The organism is Streptococcus minor DSM 17118 (genome assembly GCF_000377005.1).
GTDB lineage: Bacteria > Bacillota > Bacilli > Lactobacillales > Streptococcaceae > Streptococcus > Streptococcus minor.
Window position 1 is genome coordinate 59,436 of sequence record NZ_AQYB01000028.1, and the last position, 16,143, is coordinate 75,578.

The 16,143-nt window shown below is 41.1% G+C and carries 16 protein-coding genes; 12 read left to right on the top strand and 4 right to left on the bottom strand.

What is annotated here, in order from left to right:
- The first annotated feature begins 1 nt into the window (after position 1).
- Genes F602_RS0103165 through F602_RS0103180 form a run of 4 tightly spaced genes read left to right on the top strand, consistent with a single transcriptional unit; the run spans position 2 to position 2,504 of the window.
- The gene (locus F602_RS0103165) at positions 2-313 is read left to right on the top strand and encodes a PTS sugar transporter subunit IIB (RefSeq protein WP_018166512.1); all 312 of its coding nucleotides are present in this window, start codon (positions 2-4) and stop codon (positions 311-313) included.
- A 2-nt stretch (positions 314-315) separates the two neighbouring features.
- Positions 316-642: a PTS lactose/cellobiose transporter subunit IIA gene (locus tag F602_RS0103170; RefSeq protein ID WP_018166513.1), complete on the top strand. Its 327-nt coding sequence runs from the start codon at positions 316-318 to the stop codon at positions 640-642.
- 3 nt (positions 643-645) lie between these two features.
- Complete coding sequence (locus F602_RS0103175; RefSeq protein WP_018166514.1) at positions 646-1,086, top strand: DUF3284 domain-containing protein; 441 nt, start codon at positions 646-648, stop codon at positions 1,084-1,086.
- 44 nt (positions 1,087-1,130) lie between these two features.
- The gene (locus F602_RS0103180) at positions 1,131-2,504 is read left to right on the top strand and encodes a PTS sugar transporter subunit IIC (protein WP_018166515.1); all 1,374 of its coding nucleotides are present in this window, start codon (positions 1,131-1,133) and stop codon (positions 2,502-2,504) included.
- A gap of 225 nt (positions 2,505-2,729) precedes the next feature.
- Here the strand turns inward: F602_RS0103180 and aroB are convergent, their stop codons facing one another.
- The 4 genes from aroB to F602_RS0103200 are packed head-to-tail and all read right to left on the bottom strand — an operon-like array spanning position 2,730 to position 6,772.
- Positions 2,730-3,797: a 3-dehydroquinate synthase gene (aroB, locus tag F602_RS0103185; protein ID WP_018166516.1), complete on the bottom strand. Its 1,068-nt coding sequence runs from the start codon at positions 3,795-3,797 to the stop codon at positions 2,730-2,732.
- Positions 3,794-4,678 carry a shikimate dehydrogenase gene (locus tag F602_RS0103190; protein WP_018166517.1) on the bottom strand — a complete coding sequence of 295 codons (885 nt, stop codon included), beginning with the start codon at positions 4,676-4,678 and terminating at the stop codon, positions 3,794-3,796. Before F602_RS0103190 ends, aroB begins: the two co-directional genes overlap by 4 nt.
- Positions 4,679-4,716: 38 nt before the next feature.
- Complete coding sequence (locus F602_RS0103195; RefSeq protein WP_018166518.1) at positions 4,717-5,742, bottom strand: 3-deoxy-7-phosphoheptulonate synthase; 1,026 nt, start codon at positions 5,740-5,742, stop codon at positions 4,717-4,719.
- A 10-nt stretch (positions 5,743-5,752) separates the two neighbouring features.
- On the bottom strand, positions 5,753-6,772 hold the full coding sequence (locus F602_RS0103200; RefSeq protein ID WP_018166519.1) for a 3-deoxy-7-phosphoheptulonate synthase: 1,020 nt from the start codon (positions 6,770-6,772) through the stop codon (positions 5,753-5,755).
- A gap of 190 nt (positions 6,773-6,962) precedes the next feature.
- Here F602_RS0103200 and F602_RS0103205 point away from each other — a divergent pair, with 190 nt between their 5' ends.
- The 8 genes from F602_RS0103205 to F602_RS0103240 all read left to right on the top strand — a co-directional run bounded on the left by F602_RS0103205 (position 6,963) and on the right by F602_RS0103240 (position 15,937).
- Positions 6,963-7,883, top strand: a complete 921-nt coding sequence (locus tag F602_RS0103205) for an L-lactate dehydrogenase (RefSeq protein ID WP_018166520.1) — start codon at positions 6,963-6,965, stop codon at positions 7,881-7,883.
- A gap of 90 nt (positions 7,884-7,973) precedes the next feature.
- Entirely contained in the window at positions 7,974-9,257 is a 1,284-nt protein-coding gene (gene aroA, locus F602_RS0103210) for a 3-phosphoshikimate 1-carboxyvinyltransferase (protein ID WP_018166521.1), read from the top strand.
- Entirely contained in the window at positions 9,250-9,741 is a 492-nt protein-coding gene (locus F602_RS0103215) for a shikimate kinase (protein ID WP_018166522.1), read from the top strand. The genes aroA and F602_RS0103215 overlap by 8 nt, the downstream gene beginning before the upstream one ends.
- Positions 9,732-10,559, top strand: a complete 828-nt coding sequence (pheA, locus tag F602_RS0103220; RefSeq protein WP_018166523.1) for a prephenate dehydratase — start codon at positions 9,732-9,734, stop codon at positions 10,557-10,559. Before F602_RS0103215 ends, pheA begins: the two co-directional genes overlap by 10 nt.
- Before the next feature lie 20 nt (positions 10,560-10,579).
- Positions 10,580-11,923 carry an LCP family protein gene (locus tag F602_RS0103225; protein WP_018166524.1) on the top strand — a complete coding sequence of 448 codons (1,344 nt, stop codon included), beginning with the start codon at positions 10,580-10,582 and terminating at the stop codon, positions 11,921-11,923.
- An 85-nt stretch (positions 11,924-12,008) separates the two neighbouring features.
- Positions 12,009-13,364 carry a 23S rRNA (uracil(1939)-C(5))-methyltransferase RlmD gene (gene rlmD, locus F602_RS0103230; RefSeq protein ID WP_018166525.1) on the top strand — a complete coding sequence of 452 codons (1,356 nt, stop codon included), beginning with the start codon at positions 12,009-12,011 and terminating at the stop codon, positions 13,362-13,364.
- A gap of 367 nt (positions 13,365-13,731) precedes the next feature.
- The gene (locus F602_RS0103235) at positions 13,732-14,130 is read left to right on the top strand and encodes a recombinase zinc beta ribbon domain-containing protein (protein WP_026183284.1); all 399 of its coding nucleotides are present in this window, start codon (positions 13,732-13,734) and stop codon (positions 14,128-14,130) included.
- A 43-nt stretch (positions 14,131-14,173) separates the two neighbouring features.
- On the top strand, positions 14,174-15,937 hold the full coding sequence (locus F602_RS0103240; protein ID WP_018166527.1) for a hypothetical protein: 1,764 nt from the start codon (positions 14,174-14,176) through the stop codon (positions 15,935-15,937).
- Positions 15,938-16,143 lie beyond the last annotated feature (206 nt).

Here is a 16,143-nt window from a genome sequence, read left to right on the forward strand (position 1 = left end):
AATGAAACATATCTTATTAGTTTGTAATGCTGGTATGTCTACAAGCATGCTGGTTACCAAAATGTTAAAAGCAGCAGAAGCTAGAAATGTTGAAGCAACCATTTGGGCTGTTCCTGTTTCTGAAGTTGCAGATGAGGTTGCTAACAAGAACATTGATGCTATTCTAGTTGGCCCACAAGTTCGTTTTATGCTAAAAGAGTATAAGGAAAACTATGAGCCAGGTATTAAAGTAGCCGACATCAATATGGTGGATTATGGTACGATGAATGGTGATAATGTTTTGAAAACTGCTCTTGATTTGATTGGAGGCTAAGTATGGCAACACCTTCCAATCTTGAAGCAGTGATGGGGCTGATCATGCACGGTGGAGATGCCAAAGGAAATGCTGTGGAAGCTATTCGCTGTGCAAAACTTGGGCAATTCGACCAGGCCAAGGAATACCTTGAGAAGGCAAATAAAGCGTTGAATGTCGCCCATAATTCGCAAACAAGTCTCTTAACTCAGGAAGCATCAGGAGATTCAGTAGAGTTATCTTTGCTTCTGGTCCATGGTCAAGATCACTTGATGACTGCTCTGACTTTTATCGATTTGGCTAAGGAAGTGGTTGAAGTCTACGAACGAATGGAGCAATTAGGAGGATAAGAAATGGATATCACAACTAGTAAATCCTGCTCTCTTCCAGCTACAGCTATTTTCCAAGCGATTACCAAGTCCTTGCTAGACGATTATGCCCAAAATACCAAAGAAGAATTAAGAGAAGAGGATTTGAAGTCAGGGCTATCCTACATTAAGTATTTTGGTTCTAAAAACCAACATAGTACCAAGGTAACTCTGGAATCTTTTAATCCTCCCAATCTCTATACTGCTGTATTTTCGACCAATCGTGGGAAACAGAGAATTTCTTATCGATTGGAGGCTCTGTCAGATGCTGAAACAACAATTTACTATAGCCAAGAGGTAGAACAGACTTCTTTCTATCAAAAGGCAAATGATTTTCTGCTAGGTCTACTGTTTAAGAAAGGCTTAGAAAGAAAAATAGATGCTCAATTGACTGCCCTAGTCAATTATGTAGAAAAACAAATGTAACCTAATTTATAAAAACATAATATCATAATATAAGGAGAAGATTTATGTCGTCATTTTCTGAAAAATTTATGGATATTGCCGGTAAAATTGGCTCTCAAAGACATTTAGTAGCCATCCGGGATTCCTTTATTGCCATGATGCCCATTACCATGGCAGGCTCTGTTGCTGTTTTGCTCAATGTTTTCTTGAGGGATATCCCAACTGGTATGGGAAATCCTGACTTTGCAACTGCTATGGCGCCTATTATCAATATCAATGGTTATGTTTACTTCGGTACCATTGGTATTATGGCCCTTGTATTTGCCTTTGCCTTTGGTTATAACCTCTCTTTGATGTATAAGGTCAATCCTTTGGCAGGTGGTTTAATTTCCTTCGCATCTTTTGTGTCAACCATTCCACAATCATTGACTATTTCAACTCCATTGCCAGATGCTAGTGCTAGCTTGATTTCAAATTTGAAAGATTTGGGATTGACCATTACTACTATGGACGGTGTTTCAAGCTTAGAAGCTAGTCAGTGGGGTGCGATTGCTCTAAAATACGCTGGAGCAACAGGTCTCTTTACAGCTCTCTTTGTTGGATTTTTAGCTACCTTTGTATATGCAACCTTGACGAAACGTAATATCGTGATTAAGATGCCTGATTCTGTTCCACCAGCAGTTAATAAAGCTTTTGCATCTATCATTCCTGGTACAGCAGCTATCTATGTTACATCAATTGTAGCCTTCCTCATCTTCACAATGTCAGGTCTCTCTCTCAGTGATTTGATTTCTAAATATGTTCAAATTCCTCTATTAGGTTTGTCACAAGGTTTGGGTTCAGTTATCCTCCTAACCTTCTTGGTACAGCTTTTCTGGTTCTTTGGAATCCATGGCCACAACGTATTGGCTCCTGTCTTGGATGGTATCTATGTAGTAGCTCTAACTGAGAATACAGCAGCTTATGAAGCTACTCGCAGTGTTGCAGATCTGCCTTATCTATGGACTCGTGGCTCCTTCGATGCTTATGCTCAAATGGGTGGTTCAGGTGTGACGCTTGCCCTTATCATTGCCATCTTCCTCTTCTCTAAACGTGAAGAGCATAGAGCAGTTGCGAAACTATCTGCTCCGATGGGACTCTTTAACATCAACGAGCCAATTACATTTGGTATCCCAATGGTGTTAAATCCAGTCTTTGTTATCCCTTGGCTTATTGTACCACCAGTATGTGCAACGATTGCTTACTTGGCTACAGCTTCAGGTCTTATTCCACCAGTCTTTGCAACTGTTCCATGGATCACACCTCCAGGTCTTTATGCTTACCTAGCAACTGGTGGTAATGTTATGGCAGCTCTGGTTTCCCTCTTTAATTTATTTGTAGCCTTCCTTATCTGGACACCATTTGTCATTGCGGCCAATAAGGTAAAAGCAGGTGAATAAGGGGAAAGGGTCTTGGGCAACCTTTTTACTGGCATTTGGATTTTTCCTCATCGCCATCAGCCCTTTTAGTTCTAGAAAGTATCTTACAATCGTAGCTGGGGTTGCCTTGGCGGGTCTAGGCTACTTTCTGACAAGGAAAAAGTAAGGTTTCCTACTAATAATAGAAAAAATAGACGGTAACAAGTTAAATGTGTTACCGTCTTATTTTGTATCATAGGAGAGAATTTATTTTTCCAAGAAATCCTTCATGTCTTCTATGGGAATTTGATGGATAGTAGCAGTACCTAGTTTAGGAACAAGAATAATTTGGATAGATTTTCCACGTGCTTTTTTATCATGAGTGAGAGCTACATAGAGTTCATCTGGATTCCATGGTTGGTGAGAGGTTGGAAGGCCAAACTTTTTACACATGTCGATGACCTTCTCTGTTATTCCGCTAGGCATCAGATGTTTCTTTTCAGCCACACGAGAAATCTGAACCATGCCGATGGCCACAGCTTCGCCATGCATGACCTGCCCATAACCGGCAGTTGCTTCGATAGCATGTCCAATGGTATGGCCGAAGTTCAGATAGAGTCGTATGCCCTTATCCAGTTCATCTTCAACCACGATTTTTCTCTTGACTTCGCAAGAGCGGTAGATGATAGTTTCTGCATTTTCTAAAATACTATCAACTGTTCCATCCATGTGTTCTAAATCGTTCCATAATTGGACATCATCAATGAGACCATACTTAACAACTTCTCCCATCCCCTCAATTAATTCACGCTTGCCGAGAGTATGTAGAGTATCCGGGTCAATCAGCACACCGTCTGGCTGGCAAAAGGTTCCGACCATGTTTTTAGCAAAAGGAGTGTTTACACCTGTTTTGCCGCCTATAGAAGAATCAACTTGGGCTGTCAAGCTGGTTGGAACCTGCAAGAAATGGATTCCTCGCATATAGGTAGAGGCTACAAAACCTGCCAAATCACCGACAACACCACCACCAAGGGCAATAATACCATCACTCCTTGTCATGTCATGTTTTACTAGAAATTCATAAGCTTGATTCACAATGTCTAAATTTTTGGAGCTTTCACCTTCTGGAAAGACAAAAGCAATGGCCTCAAATCCAGCATTTTCAAGGCTAGTTTGAACAGTATCGAGATAAATAGAAGCGACATGGTCGTCTGTGATAATGGCGATTTTCTGTGGCTTCCATAGGTCTTTGACCCAGTTGCCAACCTGATTTAGACTACCTTTTTTGATGATAATATCATAAGGATTGTTGGGGAGATTCACAGTTAATTTCATGAGTATCCTCTCTCGTTTTGCTGATATTTTTGGACCAATTCATTCCAAATCAGATCTGTTGGCATTTCTTTTCCTGTCCAAAGGTAAAAAGCCTCTGCTGCTTGGAAGAGTAGCATGCCCAAACCATTGATAGCAGTAGCTCCTTGTTGCTTGGCTAATTTTAGCAAAGGCGTTTCAAAAGGTTGGTAAATGACATCGACCACTAGTAATTTTTGGGAAAAAATTGTATTTTCACCCACAACCAAGGATTGCCCATCCATACCCACACTCGTAGCATTAACAAAGAGGTCTGATTGATCAATCTTTTTTTGTAAGAGAGTGCTGTCTTCAAGTGGAAGGACGGAGATAGGAGTTCTAGTCTTTACACTAATTCTTTGAGCAGTAGTAGCATGTCTTTCTAAACTTTGGCTGCGGCTAAAAATAATGATTTCTTTTGCACCATCCAAGGCAGCTTGAGCCATAATAGCTGTAGCTGCCCCTCCTCCACCGAGTATGGTCACAGTCTTGCCTTGAACATGAAAATGAGCTTGTTTTACAAGACTCTTGAAGAAGCCAATGCCATCTGTGTTGTGGCCAATTAGTTGACCTTCTTTGTGAATGACAGTGTTGACAGCTCCTATTAGCTGAGCGGACTTGGTCAGTTGGTCTAGGTAGGGAAAAACAGCTTGTTTGTAGGGCATGGAAAGGTTGATTCCAAACATATCATAGCGCTTGATATTGTCCATGGTGGCAGCTAAATCTTTTTCAGAAATTTCCCAGGCTAGATAGACACCATTTATACCGGTTTTTTCAAAAGAAAGGTTATGGATAAATGGAGAAATCGAGTGTTTGATTGGTTTAGCAACGACGGCTGCTAGTCTTGTATATCCATCAATGTTCATAGAAGTCCTCGTGCAAGTATCAATAAATGCTTTATAAATTAGATGGTTGCGTGAATATCACGAATCAATTCTTCTGTCTTGGTCCAACCCAGACAAGGATCGGTAATCGACTTTCCAAAAACTTCAGGGCTATCTTGTCGACCATCTTCCAAGTAGGACTCTATCATAAAGCCTCGGACATATTTTTGAATCTCTTCGTTCCAAGCACGATTGATGAGGGTTTGGCGAACGATACGGATTTGCTCCAGATAGTTTTTTCCAGAATTATCGTGATTGGTATCGATGACGATGAATGGGTTAGCTAGACCAAACCGTTGGTACTGCTTGATTGTCTTGATGAGAATATCATAGTAGTAGTTGGGTTCATTGGTTCCTTGTTCTGTACTAGCTCCACGTAGGATAGCATGGGCTAGAGGATTACCATCTGTATCGACTTCGGCATCTCTGTATATAAAACTTTGTTTATTTTGAGCGGCATAGATGGCGTTGAACATGACAGTTAGGTTACCAGATGTTGGATTTTTCATTCCTGTTGGCATGTCAATACCAGAAGCTACAAAGCGATGCTCTTGATCCTCAACCGATCGTGCCCCGATAGCATGATAGGAAACGAGGTCTTCTACCAGTGGAAAGTTTGCTGAGTAGAGCATTTCATCAGCTGTGGTGAGGCCTGTTTCAGTGATGACACGGTAGTGTAGATTTCGAACTGCAGCGATACCGTTGATTAAATCTGGTAATTTCGAAGTGTCTGGCTGGTGGACAAGCCCTTTATAACCTTCACCGTTGGTTCGTGGTTTGGCAGTGTAAACTCGCATAACCATGAAAATCTTGTCTTTGACTTCCTCTTGAAGTTTGGCGAGGCGATGTGCATACTCTAGAACAGCTTCTTCATTGTCAGAAGAACAAGGACCGATGACTAGCAAGAGTCGCTGGTCTTCTCCGCGGATGATTTTTTTTAATTCCTCGTCTCGCTTCTCTTTGGCGGCAAGAAATTCTCCTTCAAGTTTTGATAATGTTTTGATTTGTGCGATATCAATGCTTTTGCTTCGCTGGTGAATTCCCATAGTCTTTTCCCTATCTATTGTAAATTTCACGAATCAAATCTTCAGTCTTTTCCCAGCCTAGGCAAGGGTCTGTGATGGATTTTCCGTAAACTTCTGTATTGTCCTGACGCCCATCCTCAATGTAGGATTCAATCATAAACCCACGGACATAGTTGCGGATGGATTCATTCCAATCACGATTGATGAGGGTCTGTCGGACAATGCGGATTTGCTCCAAGTAATTTTTTCCTGAGTTGTCGTGGTTGGTATCAATGATGATAAATGGATTGTCTAAACCAAATTGTTGGTACAAATCAATGGTCTCCAATAGATTATCATAGTAGTAGTTTGGAAGATATTTGCCACTTTCAGTGCTAGCACCGCGCAGAATCACGTGGGCAAGGGGATTACCAGAAGTCTCTACCTCTGTATTGTTGAAGAGAAAAGATTGTCTCTTCTGGGCAGCAAAGATTCCATTGAACATGACTTTTAGATTGCCAGATGTTGGATTTTTTAGTCCAGTTGGAACATCAATACCAGAGGCCACAAAACGGTGTTGTTGGTTTTCAACCGAGCGAGCCCCTACTGCAATATAGGATACCAAGTCATCAACAAGAGGGAGGTTCTCTGGATAGAGCATCTCATCAGCCGTAGTCAGTCCAGTTTCAGTGATGACACGGTAGTGGAGATTTCGGACGGCTTTGATACCATTGATAAGGCTAGGTGCCGCCTCGGTATCAGGTTGGTGCATGAGACCTTTGTAACCATCGCCATTGGTGCGTGGTTTGGCTGTATACACCCGCATAACCATGAAAATCTTGTCTTTAACTTCCTCTTGAAGTTTGGCTAAGCGATGGGCATAATCCAAAACAGCTTCTTCATTGTCAGAAGAGCAAGGGCCGATAACCAAGAGCAAGCGGTCATCTTCACCTTTTAAAATGGCTTCTAACTCACGGTCACGTTTTTGTTTTTGTTCGAGTGTGTCCGGAGACAGTTTTGAATGCTCTCGAACCTGATCGATATCAATTTTTTCACTGATTGCTGTAAACACTGAGAAAACTCCTCTATTTTCGTATTATTGTGTATTTTACCATTATACCATTTTCCTTAGAAATTTAAAGAAGTTCTTGATTTATTGCGTATTTTTTCAGTAAAATGCCAATCTTCAGCCAATTCTGACTGTTATTTTTTCAAACATCATTGTATAATATGTATAGTTATGAGTCAGAAGGAGGATTGTAATGTCACGAAAAGTTGGAATCATCGGAATGGGGCATGTTGGTTCAACCATTGCCCATGGTTTGATTGTTCAAGGGGTCTTTGATGACTATATTTTGATAGACACAGATGAAACAAAAGTGCAGGCGGATAGTATTGATTTTGCAGATGCAGCTATGAATATCCTACATCATGCTAGTATTGTGGTGAATGATTATGAGGCCTTAGCGGATGCAGATGTCGTCATTGTTGCCTTGGGTAAGATTGCCCTTCAGGACAATCCAGATGCAGACCGTTTTGCTGAATTGCCTTTCACAGCAGCTCAGGTGCCAGTAGTAGCGAAGGAGCTGGTGCGCGTAGGCTTTGATGGAGTACTGATTATCATTTCAAATCCGGTTGATGTTGTTACTAATCTCTTTCAATATTACACAGGCCTGCCAAAGGAGAAAGTTATTGGCACAGGCACCCTTTTGGATACTGCACGTATGAAGAGAGCTGTTGGTCAGCATTTTCACATCGATCCCCGTAGCGTTTATGGCTACAATTTGGGAGAACATGGCAATTCTCAGTTTACAGCTTGGAGCCAGGTCCGTGTAAAAGGTCAGCCTATAGGTGAATTGGTACCTACTACCTTTTTGGAAGCATTATCAGCTGAATCCATTCAGGGAGGACATCGTGTTTTTTATGGGAAAAAATACACCAATTATGGTATTGCCAGTGCGGCGATTCGTCTGGCGTTAGCTATCGTTTCAGATAGCCATGAGGAATTGCCTGTATCTGTTTACTACGAGCCTCATCAGACCTACCTCAGTTATCCAGCCATTATAGGACGTCAAGGGATTGTCGAACAAGTTAAACTGAACTTGACAGAAGAAGAAGAGGAAAAATTAGCTATTTCAGCTAACTATATCAAGCAGAAGTTTGCAGAAAAACTGTCAGAGTAAGACTGGGTATAAATAACTGTTAGAGATTTTGACATATTTATGCTAAAATAACAGGATATATGAAAAGTTTTAAGAGCGAGAGGAAGCACTATGAAATTAGCAACACATTCACTTGGATTACGGGGAAAGCTTCGGGTGCCTGGAGATAAGTCTATTAGTCATCGCTCCATTATGTTTGGCAGTCTTGCCAGAGGGAAAACAACTGTTCGTGATATTCTCCGTGGTGAGGATGTCTTATCTACTATACAGGTGTTTCGTGATTTAGGAGTAGACATTGTAGATGATGGTCAGGTCATCACCATCCAAGGCGTCGGTTTTGATGGACTGAAGAAACCCCAAAATAAACTCGATATGGGGAACTCTGGCACGTCAATCCGTCTGATTTCTGGTGTGCTAGCAGGTCAGGATTTCGAGGTGGAAATGTTTGGAGATGACAGCCTGTCCAAGCGTCCGATGGATCGTGTTACTATTCCTTTAAGTCAGATGGGAGTAGAAGTATCAGGGTTGACGGAACGTCATCTGCCACCGTTAAAGTTGCGTGGAACCAAGCAGCTCAAACCGATTGATTACCAGTTGCCAGTAGCATCAGCCCAAGTTAAGTCTGCTCTCATTTTTGCGGCTCTCCAAGCCCAAGGACAGTCGGTCATTACCGAAAAGGAGAAAACACGCAACCATACCGAGGATATGATTGTCCAGTTTGGTGGTCAGATTGATGTGAATGGCAAGGAGATTCGGATTTCTGGTGGTCAAGAATTAAGAGGACAAGAGGTTGTTGTGCCGGGTGATATTTCTAGCGCGGCTTTCTGGCTTGTAGCAGGTCTGGTCGTGCCAGATTCCAAGATTGTATTGGAGAATGTCGGTATCAATGAAACTAGGACAGGTATCTTAGATGTCATCCAGGCTATGGGCGGGAAGCTAACCATATCACAAGTGGATGAGGTGGCCAAGTCAGCGACTCTGACGGTCGAAACGTCAGAATTACATGGTACTGAAATCGGTGGTGAGATTATTCCACGATTGATTGATGAATTACCAATCATTGCGCTACTTGCAACTCAGGCTAAAGGGAAGACCATTATTAGGGATGCCGAGGAATTAAAGGTTAAAGAAACAGATCGTATCCAAGTTGTGGCTGATGCCCTCAATAGCATGGGAGCCAATGTTGAGCCAACAGCTGATGGTATGATTATCACAGGAAAAACACCACTTCATGGTGCAACTATCCATACCTTTGGCGACCACCGTATTGGGATGATGACTGCCATCGCAGCTCTTTTAGTAGAGGATGGGGAAGTCGAGTTAGAACGGGCAGAAGCAATCAACACAAGCTACCCAAGCTTCTTTAGCGACTTAGAGGAATTGCAGTATGGCTAAAATATTATTGGGATTTATGGGAACAGGGAAGACAACCGTTGCCAAACACTTAGAAGGACGAGTCTTAGATATGGACGCCCTCATCGAAGAAAAAATCGGCATGTCCATTGCAGAATATTTTGAGGAACAAGGGGAAGAAGCCTTTCGTAACATAGAATCTGAAATCTTGGAAGAGTTGATGAAACTAAAAGAAGATACGATTATCTCAACTGGGGGTGGGGTTGTTCTTTCTGAAAAAAATCGGAAGTTATTGCGGCGAAATCGTCACCATAATGTTCTTTTAACATCTTCCTTTGATGTGGCATACCGCCGTATTCAAGCGGATGAAACTGCCAAGCGTCCTCTATTTCTCACCAAATCGAAGGAAGAATTTGAGGATTTGTTCTATAGTCGGATGGCTCTTTATCAGGATTTGGCGGATTTGATTATCAATACCGATCACCGTACACCAGAAGAAATTGCAAGGTTAATCACATGTATGTAGCTTATCTAGGGCCACGAGGCTCTTTTACCCATCACGTTGCTCAGCAGGCATTTCCAGAAGCGGAATTGCTGGCTTTTGCCAATATCACTGAGGTCATCAAGGCCTATGAATCTGGGCAGGCAGACTATTCAGTCATTCCAGTTGAAAATTCCATTGAAGGGTCTGTCCATGAAACGCTGGACTATCTTTTTCATCAGGCTGAGATTCATGCGGTGGCAGAAATTATCCAACCCATTGCCCAGCAGCTGATGGCGATTCGTCCAAGACAAGATATTGAGGTAATCTACTCACATCCTCAAGCTATTGCCCAAGGAAAACAGTATATCCAAAGTCACTATCCCAAAGCCAGAATAGAGATGACAGCCAGCACAGCCTATGCCGCACGCTTTGTCGCAGAACACCCAGATAGAGCCTATGCAGCTATCGCTCCTCATGCAGCAGCAGCCGAATATGGTTTGCAAGTGATAGCAGAGGATATACAGGAAATAGATGAGAATTTTACCCGATTTTGGATTTTGGGTAAGGATACACCTGATCTAAAATTACCTTGCCAAGCCAGTAAACTATCTCTGGCTATCACCTTACCAGATAATCTACCAGGAGCTCTCTATAAGGCTATGTCTGTCTTTGCTTGGCGTGGAATTGATTTGACCAAAATCGAAAGTCGTCCACTTAAAACGGCTCTGGGAGAGTATTTCTTTATCATCGATGCAGATAATTCTCAGCCAGATTTGGCGAACTATTCCTTAAAAGAATTGACAAGCTTGGGAATTTCTTATAAAATTTTAGGGAACTACCTGGTTTATAAGACTAGATAGAGAAAAGGAAGCGATAGAATATGGCTAGAAATACTGGCAACCTCACTCATCATGAGGAATTGCGATTAGATTATTTACGGAAAAACATTTACTATCTCAATGACAATGAAGAACAGGAATTGCACTACTTAGAACAGAGGGCTCAGGGCCTAGTTGGACCATCACGTAGGGCCAGCAGACCAAAGCCCTCTTATGTTGACTTGCCATCCTATCGGAAGGACCATGAACGGGAAGTTTATCCCAATTCTCTAGCAGATGAGGATGATATTCTTCCAGCTTATCCGAGGGAAGAGCGACGACGGAAACAGCGACGGCCCAAGCCTAAGCCTATGAAGAAGGAAATTCCTGTTATCGAAGAGATAGCACCGGAGCCAAAAATCCGAAAAAAAGGCAAGAAGATCAAGTGGTTTAAACGAATCTTTAAGCTGGCTTTTTGGGCGATTTTATTGACCTTAGTAGGGATGCTCTTCATGTTTATCAAAGGTTACACGAGTGTGGACCACAAAGCAGAAGCAGAAGCTTTCCAAGGTCAGAAGTCCCAAGATGGTGTTAATATTTTAGTGCTGGGGACAGATAACCGTGATGAGGATACACCAGAGATGACTAGGACGGACTCTATCATGGTGGTCAATATCAATAATGCTGATAAAAAAATCAAAATGGTTAGCTTTATGCGTGACATCCTAGTCAATATCCAAGACAACGATTATAAGCTGAATTTGGCTTACACCTTGGGTCAGCAAAACGGTCACAGAGGTGCAGAAAATCTGCGTCAGGTTTTAAAAGAAAATTTTGGTATTGAGATTCAGCACTATGTCATGATTGACTTCTCTACCTTTGCGACAGCTATCGATACCATTTTCCCTAACGGGGTGCAAATGGATGCTAAGTTTTCGACTATTGATGGCCAAGTTGTATCTTCCGTTGAGGTACCAGATGATTTGGGATTCGCCTCAGGAGGTTCTCCTTACCAAACCATTCAAGTTGGTCCGCAGCGTATGAACGGGAAAACACTGCTCAACTATGCTCGTTACCGCTCAGATGATGAAGGTGATTATGGTCGGACTAGACGACAGCAGGAAGTGATGTCTGCGATTATGACGCAGATTAAAGACCCAACCAAGCTCTTCACAGGTTCCGAAGCACTTGGGAAAGTCTATGCTTTGACTCCGACCACTATTTCCCCTCTCTTTATGTTGACCAATGGTCTTCCCGCAGCCATGGATGCTTCTAAGGGAATGGTTCAGACAACCATTCCTGAAAATGGAGACTGGGTAGACGGCTACGATATTTATGATGGTATTGGCTTACAGATTGACTTTGAGAAGTACAGTCAACGATTGGCTGAACTGGGTTTCCGCTAACGACCGAAGATATGATATAATGGAGTGATAAAGTCACTCCTTTTCCTTTTGAAAAATAGAGTAGACAGATGAGAATGAGGAAGCTATGCTGAATAAAAATGATATTGTAGATGTAGAGATTGTTGATTTGAGCCATGAGGGTGCAGGTATTGCACGGGTCGATGGACTAGTTTTTTTTATTGAAAATGCGCTGCCGGGTGAAAGCATTCGTATGCGTGTCTTAAAGGTCAAAAAAAATATTGGATTTGGTAAGGTAGAGGAATATCTGACTACTTCCCCCCATCGCAATGAAGCGGTGGATGTGGCTTATCTGCGGACAGGGATTGCAGATTTTGGGCATTTGTCTTACAGTGAGCAACTTAAATTTAAACGCAAGCAGGTAGTTGATAATCTCTATAAGATTGCAGGTCTAAGGGATATAGAAGTACCAGAGACAATGGGGATGGAAGAGCCACTAGCTTACCGCAACAAAGCTCAAATACCAGTCCGTCGAGTGAATGGTCAGCTAGAGACAGGTTTTTTCCGTAAACATTCTCATGATGTGATGCCCATTGAAGATTTTTACATCCAAAATCAGGAAATTGACCAGCTGATTCTGTTTGTGCGGGATTTGCTGAGACGGTTTGATATCAAGCCTTACGACGAAGTGGGGCAAACAGGTCTGATTCGTCATTTAGTCGTTCGGCGCGGGCATTACACTGGTCAGATGATGCTGGTATTGGTCACAACGCGACCAAAGATTTTTCGCATTGAGCAGATGGTGGAGCAGATTGTTGACGCTTTTCCAAACCTTGTATCCATCCAACAAAATATCAATGACAAACATACAAATGCTATTTTTGGAACAGAGTTTCGTACGCTATATGGAAGGGATACCATTGAGGACAGCATGCTGGGCAATACCTATGCTATCTCAGCTCAATCATTTTATCAAGTCAACACCATGATGGCTGAAAGACTCTACCAAACAGCCATTGATTTTTCAGATTTGACAGCAGATGATGTGGTGATCGATGCCTATTCAGGAATCGGTACGATTGGTCTATCCTTTGCAAAAAAAGTGAAGGCTGTCTATGGAGTAGAAGTCATCGAGCAGGCCGTAGAGGATGCAAGAAAAAATGCCGAGCGCAATGGCATCACCAATGCTCACTTTGTAGCTAATTCAGCTGAAAAAGCCATGGAAAATTGGAAAAAAGAGGGAATCCAACCTAGCGTTATCATCGTAGATCCCCCTCGCAAGGGACTAACAGAGAGCTTCATCAAAGCCAGCGTAGCCATGCAACCAAGGAAGATTACTTATGTCTCCTGCAATCCAGCCACCATGGCGCGTGACATCAAACTCTATGAAGAACTGGGCTATAAATTGCAGAAAATCCAACCAGTTGACTTGTTCCCCCAAACGCATCATGTGGAGGCGGTAAGTTTGCTAATCAAGGAGTGAAGCGACGACGAATAGCATTTACTTCCGCCCATGCGATAGCTGTCCAAGAGCTAGGAGTTTGGCGACGTAGCGATTGGAGACAGCGAACCGCCGAGGTCTTGCTCTGCTCATAAAAGCCTAGAAACCTTTGAACGAAAGGGATAATGAAAAGCCTTGATTGCAAGGCTTTTTGCTTTATGGTGGGGAAGTATCAGAGTGAGTAATTTTTTGGAGGGAGTAGAAGTGATAGCCAGAAATTATCAGTTTTTATTTCCATTTACCCTGTGGGTACGTGTTTGTTTCCATTGACAAGGAGTTTGTGGGAATAGAAAGGTATTTAACTACTATAATTTATTATTTAGATACGGATACGACATTTCCTACAAAGGTGTTTTATGCAGAATGTGGTTCTGCCTTTGTTCGAAAGAACTGGACCACCAGTCGAGGTAAACGTAAAGCTTGGCAATGTAACAACCGTTATAGGGTCAAAAGTCAGATTAGTTGTCATAATAATCATATTGATGAAGAAACGCTAGAGAAAGCCTTAGTAATAGCTGTAGAACTACTAAGTGAGCATGTTGATGTATTGTATGGAAAGTGGAATAAGATTTTGGAAGAAAATCGTCCACTTGAAAACCATTATAGTACAAAGTTAGCTGAAATGAAAAACAAGCCTTCCTGGGAATTTGATTCGTATGAGATGTGTCAGGTGGTGGACAGTATAACAATTGCGGAGACTGGGCAGATAACTGTCAGATTTTTAGAAGGAACTGAGGTAGACATATAAACGACTGTGACCGGAAGGTTGCAGTTTTTTGTGGTATAATCGAATGGAAGTACAATTTGGAGGTCATAAGATATTGCAGACACTGATTGAATTTGTAGCAATTGCAGAGGAAAAAGTGGTTGATAATTTCGATAGTTACATGATGGAATTTCAAACTTTTATGGTCCAATCAGGAGTAATTGATGATGAATCTGTAGTTAGTCAAATTCATAGCCTAACTGAAGTACCACTTTATGTTATTGATTTCCATTCTGAAGAGTGTATTTGGAAAATCGATGTAAAATTTAATACCTATGGAAATAGTTATGAACTTGAAGTTTCAATTCAAAGTGAAAATTACAGCCTTAACATTGAAAATGACTATCTTGAACGATTAAAGGTTGTAGTGAAAAACTTTATCAAAGCTAAACATAAAAAGATATTTTGGTTGTATGATGCTGAGTCTGAATTTTTAGCAACTGATTTATACCCAAGAATTTTTATAGTTGAAAATTTAGCTAGAAAATTTATTACAATGGTAATGAATAGGAAATTTGGTATTCATTGGTGGAAACTTGTATCATTAAAAATTCAAGAAAAGCACAAAAGTAGACTTCGTGGCTACAAAGCAATACTTGATAATTTCAAAGATGTAGATGAACGATTGATGTCTATTGATACAGGTGATCTACTTGATATATTATCAAATAAAGTGATGAAGTGGGAGTCTTCTGAAGAGAATATAATGAAATTGACTCAGCCTAATTTACATTTGGAAAATTTGGCTAAAATTCTACAAAGTCAGCAAGTTGTATATAGTGATTGGTGGCAAATGATTTTTTCTCCTCTTTTGCCTGAAAGTTTTCTGGACGATTTCAAAATATTTGAATTGAATCGAAATCATATCGCTCACAATAAATTGATAGATAAATCAGCCTATAAGAAGATATTACATTCAATAATTGTTGTTCAGGAAGCTTTACTTGGTGGTATACAAAAAATGTCATCAGAGTTTAAATCGAAGGAGGAGCGCAAGGAAGAAGAGTTTGAATCTGCATTGTTATTATTACAAGAAGAGTCAATCCTGTCAGAAAGAATTCTTGAATTAAAGGAAAGTGAGAGTGGGGTAATAATTCGAGATAGTAATCAGATTCTAGCTCAATTCAATGATGCATTGAGTCGACTTTATGATTCGATTGAAGAATCCTTCCGATTCAGTGAGTATTTGAATTTCAGCGATTATACTGAACTAAAGAATTTTAATTCAAATAGTGTTGTATTCGAAATTGAAAACAAAATTGATGGTCACGTAATTAGTTTTGAGGTTGATACTGATATTAACGACTATGAAGGTTCCGAAAGTTTCCTATATTTAGGGTGTAAAAAAGACGGGAGTTCAAGTTTAGAAAAAATTGGAAGAGTGTCCTATACAAATGGTGAGGTTGAATTCGATGAGTTTCAAGGTACTTATATGCCTGTCCAGATGGATGGTGTTTCAGAGCACGAACTGTCTAGATTAGGTAGTAGATTAGTTGATATAATAAATAGTGAATTTATTGACTATAAGGAGTTGGTGGGAAGTTCCGAATATTCTATTATTAAAGACGGTGGTTCTTATCCAATTTTAGATTTACCATGTCAAGAGTGTGGAGAGTATTGGATATGTATTGACGAAACTTTTACTGACAGAGGAAAGTGTTTGAACTGTGGAGAAATAAATGAGGTGACAGGCTGTGAGCGTTGTGGCTGCTATGATTTTGGTACACCTAGTGATGATGACTATCCATTTTTATGTGATAGCTGCTGTAATTACTATAAAGAAGAGTAAATAAATTCCGTTCTACAGTATAAATTTAAAATCGCTCTCACTCTCTTTCGTCTATTAGTATAGAAGAAAGCTATCAGCACATGTTGAGGCAGTATCACTGCTTGTACGAGTTGATTTATCAGCGAAGTAGAAGCAGATGTTCTGCCCATGCGATAGCTGTCGCAGAACACAGTGATGCGGTAACAGCGAACCGCTGAGTGTGTTGC

What these genes read in the sequence shown, in the direction of transcription:
- F602_RS0103190 (WP_018166517.1), bottom strand. Translation starts at nt 4,678, where the DNA reads ATGAACATTGATGGATATACAAGACTAGCAGCCGTCGTTGCTAAACCA.
- F602_RS0103175 (WP_018166514.1), top strand. Translation starts at nt 646, where the DNA reads ATGGATATCACAACTAGTAAATCCTGCTCTCTTCCAGCTACAGCTATT.
- rlmD (WP_018166525.1), top strand. Translation starts at nt 12,009, where the DNA reads ATGCTGAATAAAAATGATATTGTAGATGTAGAGATTGTTGATTTGAGC.
- F602_RS0103205 (WP_018166520.1), top strand. Translation starts at nt 6,963, where the DNA reads ATGTCACGAAAAGTTGGAATCATCGGAATGGGGCATGTTGGTTCAACC.
- F602_RS0103165 (WP_018166512.1), top strand. Translation starts at nt 2, where the DNA reads ATGAAACATATCTTATTAGTTTGTAATGCTGGTATGTCTACAAGCATG.
- F602_RS0103195 (WP_018166518.1), bottom strand. Translation starts at nt 5,742, where the DNA reads ATGGGAATTCACCAGCGAAGCAAAAGCATTGATATCGCACAAATCAAA.
- F602_RS0103170 (WP_018166513.1), top strand. Translation starts at nt 316, where the DNA reads ATGGCAACACCTTCCAATCTTGAAGCAGTGATGGGGCTGATCATGCAC.
- aroA (WP_018166521.1), top strand. Translation starts at nt 7,974, where the DNA reads ATGAAATTAGCAACACATTCACTTGGATTACGGGGAAAGCTTCGGGTG.
- F602_RS0103240 (WP_018166527.1), top strand. Translation starts at nt 14,174, where the DNA reads ATGGAAGTACAATTTGGAGGTCATAAGATATTGCAGACACTGATTGAA.
- F602_RS0103180 (WP_018166515.1), top strand. Translation starts at nt 1,131, where the DNA reads ATGTCGTCATTTTCTGAAAAATTTATGGATATTGCCGGTAAAATTGGC.
- pheA (WP_018166523.1), top strand. Translation starts at nt 9,732, where the DNA reads ATGTATGTAGCTTATCTAGGGCCACGAGGCTCTTTTACCCATCACGTT.
- aroB (WP_018166516.1), bottom strand. Translation starts at nt 3,797, where the DNA reads ATGAAATTAACTGTGAATCTCCCCAACAATCCTTATGATATTATCATC.
- F602_RS0103225 (WP_018166524.1), top strand. Translation starts at nt 10,580, where the DNA reads ATGGCTAGAAATACTGGCAACCTCACTCATCATGAGGAATTGCGATTA.
- F602_RS0103215 (WP_018166522.1), top strand. Translation starts at nt 9,250, where the DNA reads ATGGCTAAAATATTATTGGGATTTATGGGAACAGGGAAGACAACCGTT.